This window comes from Kitasatospora sp. NPDC093806 (assembly GCF_040683335.1).
Taxonomy (GTDB): Bacteria; Actinomycetota; Actinomycetes; order Streptomycetales; family Streptomycetaceae; genus Kitasatospora.
Genome location: NZ_JBFBDO010000194.1, coordinates 1 through 6,767, shown reverse-complemented (window position 1 = coordinate 6,767; position 6,767 = coordinate 1). Strand labels below are relative to the sequence as shown.

At 76.5% G+C, this 6,767-nt stretch carries 6 protein-coding genes; 5 read left to right on the top strand and 1 reads right to left on the bottom strand.

The features are described 5' to 3' along the window. Nucleotides 1-226 precede the first annotated feature (226 nt). The 4 genes from AB0N76_RS38635 (at nt 227) to AB0N76_RS38620 (ending at nt 4,228) form a co-directional block, all read left to right on the top strand. Nucleotides 227-1,600, top strand: coding sequence for a pyridoxal phosphate-dependent aminotransferase (locus tag AB0N76_RS38635; RefSeq protein WP_363565533.1), 1,374 nt, complete (start codon nt 227-229; stop codon nt 1,598-1,600). Nucleotides 1,601-1,674: 74 nt separating this feature from the next. Continuing rightward, nucleotides 1,675-2,574, top strand: a complete 900-nt coding sequence (locus AB0N76_RS38630) for a fumarylacetoacetate (FAA) hydrolase (RefSeq protein WP_363565532.1) — start codon at nt 1,675-1,677, stop codon at nt 2,572-2,574. 273 nt (nt 2,575-2,847) lie between these two features. Beyond that, on the top strand, nt 2,848-3,588 hold the full coding sequence (locus tag AB0N76_RS38625) for a 3-oxoacyl-ACP reductase family protein (protein ID WP_363565531.1): 741 nt from the start codon (nt 2,848-2,850) through the stop codon (nt 3,586-3,588). 205 nt (nt 3,589-3,793) lie between these two features. Then, complete coding sequence (locus tag AB0N76_RS38620; RefSeq protein WP_363565530.1) at nt 3,794-4,228, top strand: hypothetical protein; 435 nt, start codon at nt 3,794-3,796, stop codon at nt 4,226-4,228. A gap of 91 nt (nt 4,229-4,319) precedes the next feature. On the opposite strand, the gene AB0N76_RS38615 is transcribed toward AB0N76_RS38620, so the two are convergent. Then, nucleotides 4,320-5,636 carry an MFS transporter gene (locus tag AB0N76_RS38615; RefSeq protein ID WP_363565529.1) on the bottom strand — a complete coding sequence of 439 codons (1,317 nt, stop codon included), beginning with the start codon at nt 5,634-5,636 and terminating at the stop codon, nt 4,320-4,322. A gap of 73 nt (nt 5,637-5,709) precedes the next feature. On the opposite strand from AB0N76_RS38615, the gene AB0N76_RS38610 reads away from it, so the two are divergent. Further along, nucleotides 5,710-6,690 carry a DUF5937 family protein gene (locus AB0N76_RS38610; protein ID WP_363565528.1) on the top strand — a complete coding sequence of 327 codons (981 nt, stop codon included), beginning with the start codon at nt 5,710-5,712 and terminating at the stop codon, nt 6,688-6,690. The last annotated feature ends 77 nt before the right edge of the window (nt 6,691-6,767 follow it).

Here is a 6,767-nt window from a genome sequence, read left to right as displayed (position 1 = left end):
TCCCGCTGCGGCTTCGGCAACGCGGCCACCCTGCGGCACCACTTCGGCCGCCGGCTGGGCACCACCCCGCACCCCCAGCACCACCCCGCACCCGCGCACCACCCCGCGTCACACCGCGTCACCCGCCCCGCACCGCACCCGCACCGCGTCCCTCTCGTCCCGCCGCGCCGCCGGACGCCGCCGACCCGCCCCGCGCACCCCGCCAGATTCCGATGGAGAGCCCACCATGCCCGAGCCCGTGCCGGTCACCATGTCCGCCACCCTGGCCGCCGACGAGGAGCTGACCCGCCGGCGCGAGGCCGGCGAACAGGTCCTCGCCCTGGCCAGCGGCGAGATCGGCCTGCCCGTCCTGGACGCCCTGCGGATGCGCCTGGCCGCCGCCGCCCACCGCAACGCCTACGGCCCCGTCGCCGGAAGCCCCGCCCTGCGCACCGCCGCCGCCGGCTACTGGCAGCGCCGCGCCCTGGCCACCGACCCCGCCCTGGTCGTCGCCGGCCCCGGCAGCAAACCCCTGCTGTTCGCCCTCATGCTCGCCATCGGCGGCGACACCGTCGTCCCCGTGCCCAGCTGGGTCAGCTACGCCACCCAGGCCCGCCTGGCCGGCGCCCGCCCGCTGCCCGTGCCCACCCCGCCCGGCCAGGGCGGCGTCCCCGACCCCGACGCCCTGCGCGAGGCCGTCACCCGCGCCCGCGCCGCCGGACGCACCGTGCGCGGCGTCATCGTCACCCTGCCCGACAACCCCACCGGCACCATCGCCCACCCCGACACCCTGCGCCGCCTCGCCGAAGCCGCCCGCGACCTCGACCTCGTCATCGTCTCCGACGAGATCTACTGCGACCTCGTCTTCGACCCCGCCGACAGCGCCGCCGCGCCCGCCGCCGGCGTCCCCTGCGGCAGCACGGCCGTGCCGCCCCCGGCCCTGTCCCCGGCGCACTTCGCCCCCGAACGCACCGTCGTCACCACCGGACTGACCAAGAACCTCGCCGTCGGCGGCTGGCGCACCGGCATCGCCCGCCTGCCCGAAGGAGACCTCGGCCGCGCCCTGCACACCCGCCTGACGGCCGTCGCCAGCCAGCTCTGGTCCTCCACCGCCGCCCCCGTCCAGGACGCCGCCGCCTGGGCGCTGACCGAACCCGCCGAGGTCCGCGCCTACGTCACCGCCGCCCGCCGCCTCCACGAACGCGTCGTCACCGCCGCCGCGGACCGCCTCGCCGCCGCCGGCGCCCGCCTGGCCCCCGTGCGCGCCACCTGCTACCTCTACCCCGACTTCGAGGACCTGCGCACCCACCTGCGCCAGGCCCACCACGTGGACGGCTCCGACGACCTCGCCGCCCTGTTCGCCCGCCGCTGGGGCGTGGGCCTGCTGCCCGCCACCGCCTTCGGCGAGGACACCCGCCCCCTGCGCGTGCGGATCGCCACCAGCCGCCTCTACGGCGACACCGAGGAGCAGCAGAACACCGCGCTCACCGCCGCCGACCCCCTCGCCCTGCCCTGGATCAAGGCCGCCCTGGACCGCCTGGAAGAGGTCCTCGACCTCCTCACCACCACCACCGCCCGCCCCGCCGCCACCGCCCGCCCCGCCGTCGCCGCCCGGGCCTGACGCCCGCCCCGCACCCGCCCCACCCCGCACCCGCCCCGCACCCGTCCCGCCCCTCCTTCCGGAAGGACCAGCCCATGTCCGTCGTCAGCGAGTACCTCTACCGGGGCCGGCGCTACGTCAGCCACGGCATCACCGCCCCCGGCGAGCCCCTGACCCTGCACCACCTGCCCGAGGGCGCCCTGCAGGCCGCCGTCCTCGCCGACGCCGCCCCCGAGGCCGTCACCGAAGCCCTCGGCGCCGCCGCCGAGACCCTCACCGTCACCGCCGGCGATCCCGAACTCACCGCCCTGCCCCCGCTGCTGCCCGCCGCCGGCACCGCCCTGGTCTCCGGCTTCCTGGGCACCCACAAGGCCAAGGCCGACGCCATCGTCTCCCACAACGGCCAGCCCCCCGTGCCCAAGTGGTTCTTCAAGGGCCTCGGCTCCTGGCTGCGCACCCCCGGCCAGGACCTGGTGGTGCCCACCGAGCCGGTCGTCATCATCGAGGAGGCGGAGATCGTCCTGGTCTTCGTCAACGACGACCAGGGCGTGCCGCACTACGCCGGCTACACCTTCGGCAACGACCTGTGCGACATCGGCCTGCACCGCATCGACGCCGGCTACACCTCCTCCGGCAAGCTGTGCGACACCGCCATCGCCCCGCACCTGTTCCTGGAGCAGCCGCCCGGCGCCGCGACCGGCACCGTCACCATCGAACGCGACGGCAAGCAGGCCTGGCAGGGCACCTTCGACTGCGGCGCCGACGCCCTCTGGTTCCCCGTCCAGACGCTGGTGGAGCGGCTGTTCTCCTTCCCGGCGCTCTCGCGCCCGGGCCTGGTCAACTACGTGCTGACCGGCGCGGACCTGTCCAGCTTCCACGACGGCTTCCACCTCACCGACGGCGACCACATCGTCATCGACGTCGCCAGCCACGGCGTCGTCCTGGACAACACCCTGCGCTTCGGCACCGCCGCCGCCTCCGCCGCCGCCTCCTGACCCCCGCGCCGGGGCCCGGCCCGGGGGATGTGGCCGGGCCCCGGCGCGGCCCTCCGGGATCCGGCGGCCGCGCCCCACCGCCGCCGCGCCGGATCCCCGGCCCTGGAGCCCCAACAGGGGCCTGCCCGGGCCGACTTGACCTTCACATTAATGGGAGCGTTCCAGGATCGCGTCCTGGCCTTCCCGCCCGCCCCCTCGCCCGATCCGGGCCGGGGGCCCGTCGAAATCCGCCCCGGGCCCAAGCGGCCCCGGGGCAGTCCCGAAAGGACCCACATGAGTGACCTGACCGGCAAGGTGGCGCTGGTGACCGGCGGCAGCCGCGGCATCGGGGCGGCCGTCGCCAAGAAGCTCGCCGCCCAGGGCGCGGCGGTCGCGGTGACCTACGTCCAGGCCGCCGACCAGGCCCGCGACGTCGTCAAGGAGATCGAGGCCGCCGGCGGGCGGGCCGTCGCCGTCGAGGCCGACCTCACCCAGCCCACCGCGGCCGCCGACGCCGTCGCGCAGACCGTGCGCGAGCTCGGCCGCCTGGACATCCTCGTCAACAACGCCGGCTTCCTCGCCTACGGGCCGCTGGAGGAGGTGACCGCCGAGTACCTGGACCGCGTCCTGGCCGTCGACGTGCGCTCGGTGATCCTCGCCGCCCAGGCCGCCGCCGCCCACCTGGGCGAGGGCGGGCGCATCATCAACGTCGGCTCCTGCTTCAACGGCCGCGTGCCCGGCGCGAACTTCGTCCTCCAGGCGACCGCCAAGTCCGCGCTCGTCGGCTTCACCAAGGCCCTCGCCCGCGAGCTCGGCCCGCGCGGCATCACCGTCACCACCGTCGACCCGGGCCCGATCGACACCGACATGAACCCCGCCGACGGCGACAGCGCCGACTTCCAGAAGAACCTCACCGCGCTGGGCCGCTTCGGCGAGGCCGAGGACATCGCCGCCTCCGTCGCCTTCCTCGCCGGCCCCGGCGGGCGCTACATCACCGGCACCGCCCTGGCCGTCGACGGCGGCTACACCAGCTGACCCGTCCCCGCCCGCACCCCGAAGGCCCCCCGGACACCCGGGGGGCCTTCGCGCGCCCCCGGAGACCGCGGCCGACTTCAAGTCATGTCCATGGCGCATTCGTTCGTGCCCCGCACAACGCGCCCCCGCGGAGTACAGGCTGGTGACCGGCCGACGGAGGTGGCCGTCCGTCGGCTGCCCGTCACACCGACTCCTGGGGGCAACCATGAAGAAACCCGGCATCCTCGCCGCGATGGCCCTGGCCCTCGCGGCCACCCTGAGCCCCGTCACCACCGCGCAGGCGATGCCGGCCCCGACCGGTGCCGCCGCCGGCACCTGCGTGTATCCCTTCTACGACGGTGCGCCCAGCGCGTACTACCTGTGCGGAACGAACGTCAAGCTCCTGCCCTGGCCGGACGGCCGGCACGAGTGGGTGCTCGTCGGCACCGACCGCCGGGTCTGGCACAACTACCAGTACAGCGCGAACGGATCCTGGGCGGGCTGGGCCCCGCTCGGCGACAGCGCCGGCGTCCTGGACGGCGTCGAAGGCGCGATCACCGGCGGGAGCGGATACCCCATCGTGTGGGTGGTCGGCAGCGACGGCCGCGACTGGTGCAACGCCTTCACCAGCGGAGGGTGGACCAACTGGTACCCCTGCTGAGCCCGGGCAGCGCGCAAGGCCGCGCGGGCCCCGGCGGCGGTGTCCACCCGGGGCCCGCGCGGCCTCCCGCCGTCCGGTCGGTGACGAGGACTCAGTTCGCCCGAGCCGCAGCCGCCTTGCGGGGGAGGGCGGGCCGCCGGGCGTCCCGGGCGGCGGCGCCCCGCTCCAGCCGCAGCAGGCCGGGGACGGCGGCCACGCTGGCGCCGAGCAGGAACAGCCACGGCCAGGCCGGCCCCCACCCGAGCAGCAGGGTCAGCAGGCCGGGTGCCACGGCCTGGCCCACGTTCCACGACAGCTGGTACACCGCCAGGTAGCGCCCGCGCCGCGCCGGGTCGGCGAGCGAGACGCTCAGCTCCTCCCGGCAGGGCGTGGCCACCGTCTCGGCGAGGTTGTACACCAGCATCGCCAGGCCCAGGCCCGGCAGCACGGCCCAGCCGGGCACGGCGGCCAGCAGCGCGAACACCCCGAACGCCAGGGCGTTGAGCAGCGCGCCCGCGGCGGCCACCCGCGCGGGCGCACGGCCCTCCAGGCGCCGGGCGACCACGTTCTGGGTGAGGACGACCTGCACGCCGTTGAGGACCAGCAGCACGCCGGCCACGGAGGCGTCGCGGTGCAGGCCGGCGGTGAGGTAGACGGCCAGCAGCATGCCCAGCACCATCGACGCGAACACGAAGCTGAGGTTGACCGCCACCAGCAGCAGGTAGCGGCGGTCCCGCAGCACCTCCCGGTACCCGCCCGCCCGCGTTCGCGCCGCCTGCGCGTCCGGGGCCTGCGGCGCGGGTGCGGGTGCGGGTGCGGCGGTGGGCGGGCGCCAGGTGGCCAGCAGGAGCGCGGCCAGCAGGTAGCTGGCCGCGTTCGCCGTCACCAGCAGCCGCAGCGCCCCCGTGCCGCCGCCGGCCATCAGCACCGCCCCCAGCGCCCCGCCCAGGCCCATCCCGGTGTTGCGCAGCGTCGACACCAGCGCGAACCAGCGGGTGCGCCCGCCCTGGGGGGCGGCGAGGACCACCAGGCCGGTGCTGGCGGTCCAGTAGCCGACGTGGCCGAGCTGGGAGAGCAGGCACACCGCCACCACCTGCCACCCCTGGTGGGCGGCCGGGAAGGCCGCGTAGGCGAGCGCGGACAGCAGGTTGGCGCCGGCCGCCACCGCCCGCGCCCCGTGACGGTCGATCAGCGGCCCCGCCACCAGGGCGGCGGGCAGGGCCAGCAGCCGGGCGGCGGAGACGGCCGCGCCGATCTCCCCGAGGCCCAGGGAGGTGGTGCGGGCGAAGTAGACGAGGACGAAGGCCAGGACCAGCCCGGTGCCGAGACTGTCGACGAGGTGCGCGCCGACCAGACGGCCCTGCCCGGCCGTGTCCGGCAGGCCCAGGCGTTCGCGCAGCGAAGCGGGAAGGAGTGCGGTGGTGGTCATGCGACGAGAATCCCTGGCATGATCACCGGCGGCCACCGATTCCATCCTGATCTAATCCTCATGGGGGACGCCTGTGCTCACCTGGGAGTTCTCCGCACCCGACCTCGCCCGCACCCGCTTCGCCCGCTCCCCGCTGGCGGAGGTGACCTGCAGCGTCGAGGTCCTCAAGGACGTCGGCCGCCACGGCGTCCACCTGCCCTGGGCCCGCCGGGCCGCCCGCCGCCTGGCCGGCGTCGACTGGGCGCTGCTGGACCAGCTGGTGCGCCTGCCCACCGTGTACGTGCCGGACTTCCTCACCCCCGTGCCCGCCGCCGCCACCCCCTCCATCGGCCAGGCCCTGGAGCAGCTGGCCGCCACCGACCCGGCCACCGTGCGCCGCGACCTCGCCCGCCTGGCCGGCGAGCCGGCCCCGCTGGTCGCAGCCCTGGCCCGCGACCCCGAGGCGGGCCTGGCCCGCCTGGCCGGCGAGATCCGCGCCTACTGGGACGCCGCCATCGCCCCGTACTGGGAGCGCATCGAACGCCTGGCCGAGGGCGAGATCCTGCGCCGCGCCCGCCAGATGTCCGCCGGCGGCCCCGCCGCCCTGTTCGCCGACCTCCACCCCCAGGTCACCTGGGAGCGCGACACCCTGACCATCGGCCACCGCCGCGTCGACGCGCACCGGCGCCTGGACGGCGAACGCGGCCTGGTCCTGGTCCCCACCGTGTTCGCCTGGCCCGGCGTCTTCTCCCAGCAGAACCCGCCCTGGCAGCCCGGCCTCCTCTACCCGCCGCGCGGCGTCGCCACCCTGTGGGAGAACACCGGCCACCCGGTCCCCGACGGCCTGGCCCGCGTCATCGGAGCCACCCGCGCCCGCCTGCTCGCCGAACTCGACGCCCCCGCCTCCACCGCCGAACTCGCCCACCGCACCGGCCTGTCCGCCCCCAACGTCTCCCACCACCTCACCGCCCTGCGCGAGGCCGGCCTGCTCGCCCGCCACCGCACCGGCCGCACCGTCCTGTACCTGCGCACCGACGCCGCCGACCTCCTCCTGGGCGCCGCCGCCGGGGCCTGACCCCACCCCGCCGCGGTGCCCGGCCCGGGGGACGGCGAAGGGCCGCGCGGGGCGGACGGTGGGGGCATCCACCGTCC

Coding starts and splice junctions, on each gene's coding strand:
- AB0N76_RS38635 (WP_363565533.1), top strand. CDS start 227: ATGCCCGAGCCCGTGCCGGTCACCATGTCCGCCACCCTGGCCGCCGAC.
- AB0N76_RS38630 (WP_363565532.1), top strand. CDS start 1,675: ATGTCCGTCGTCAGCGAGTACCTCTACCGGGGCCGGCGCTACGTCAGC.
- AB0N76_RS38625 (WP_363565531.1), top strand. CDS start 2,848: ATGAGTGACCTGACCGGCAAGGTGGCGCTGGTGACCGGCGGCAGCCGC.
- AB0N76_RS38620 (WP_363565530.1), top strand. CDS start 3,794: ATGAAGAAACCCGGCATCCTCGCCGCGATGGCCCTGGCCCTCGCGGCC.
- AB0N76_RS38615 (WP_363565529.1), bottom strand. CDS start 5,636: ATGACCACCACCGCACTCCTTCCCGCTTCGCTGCGCGAACGCCTGGGC.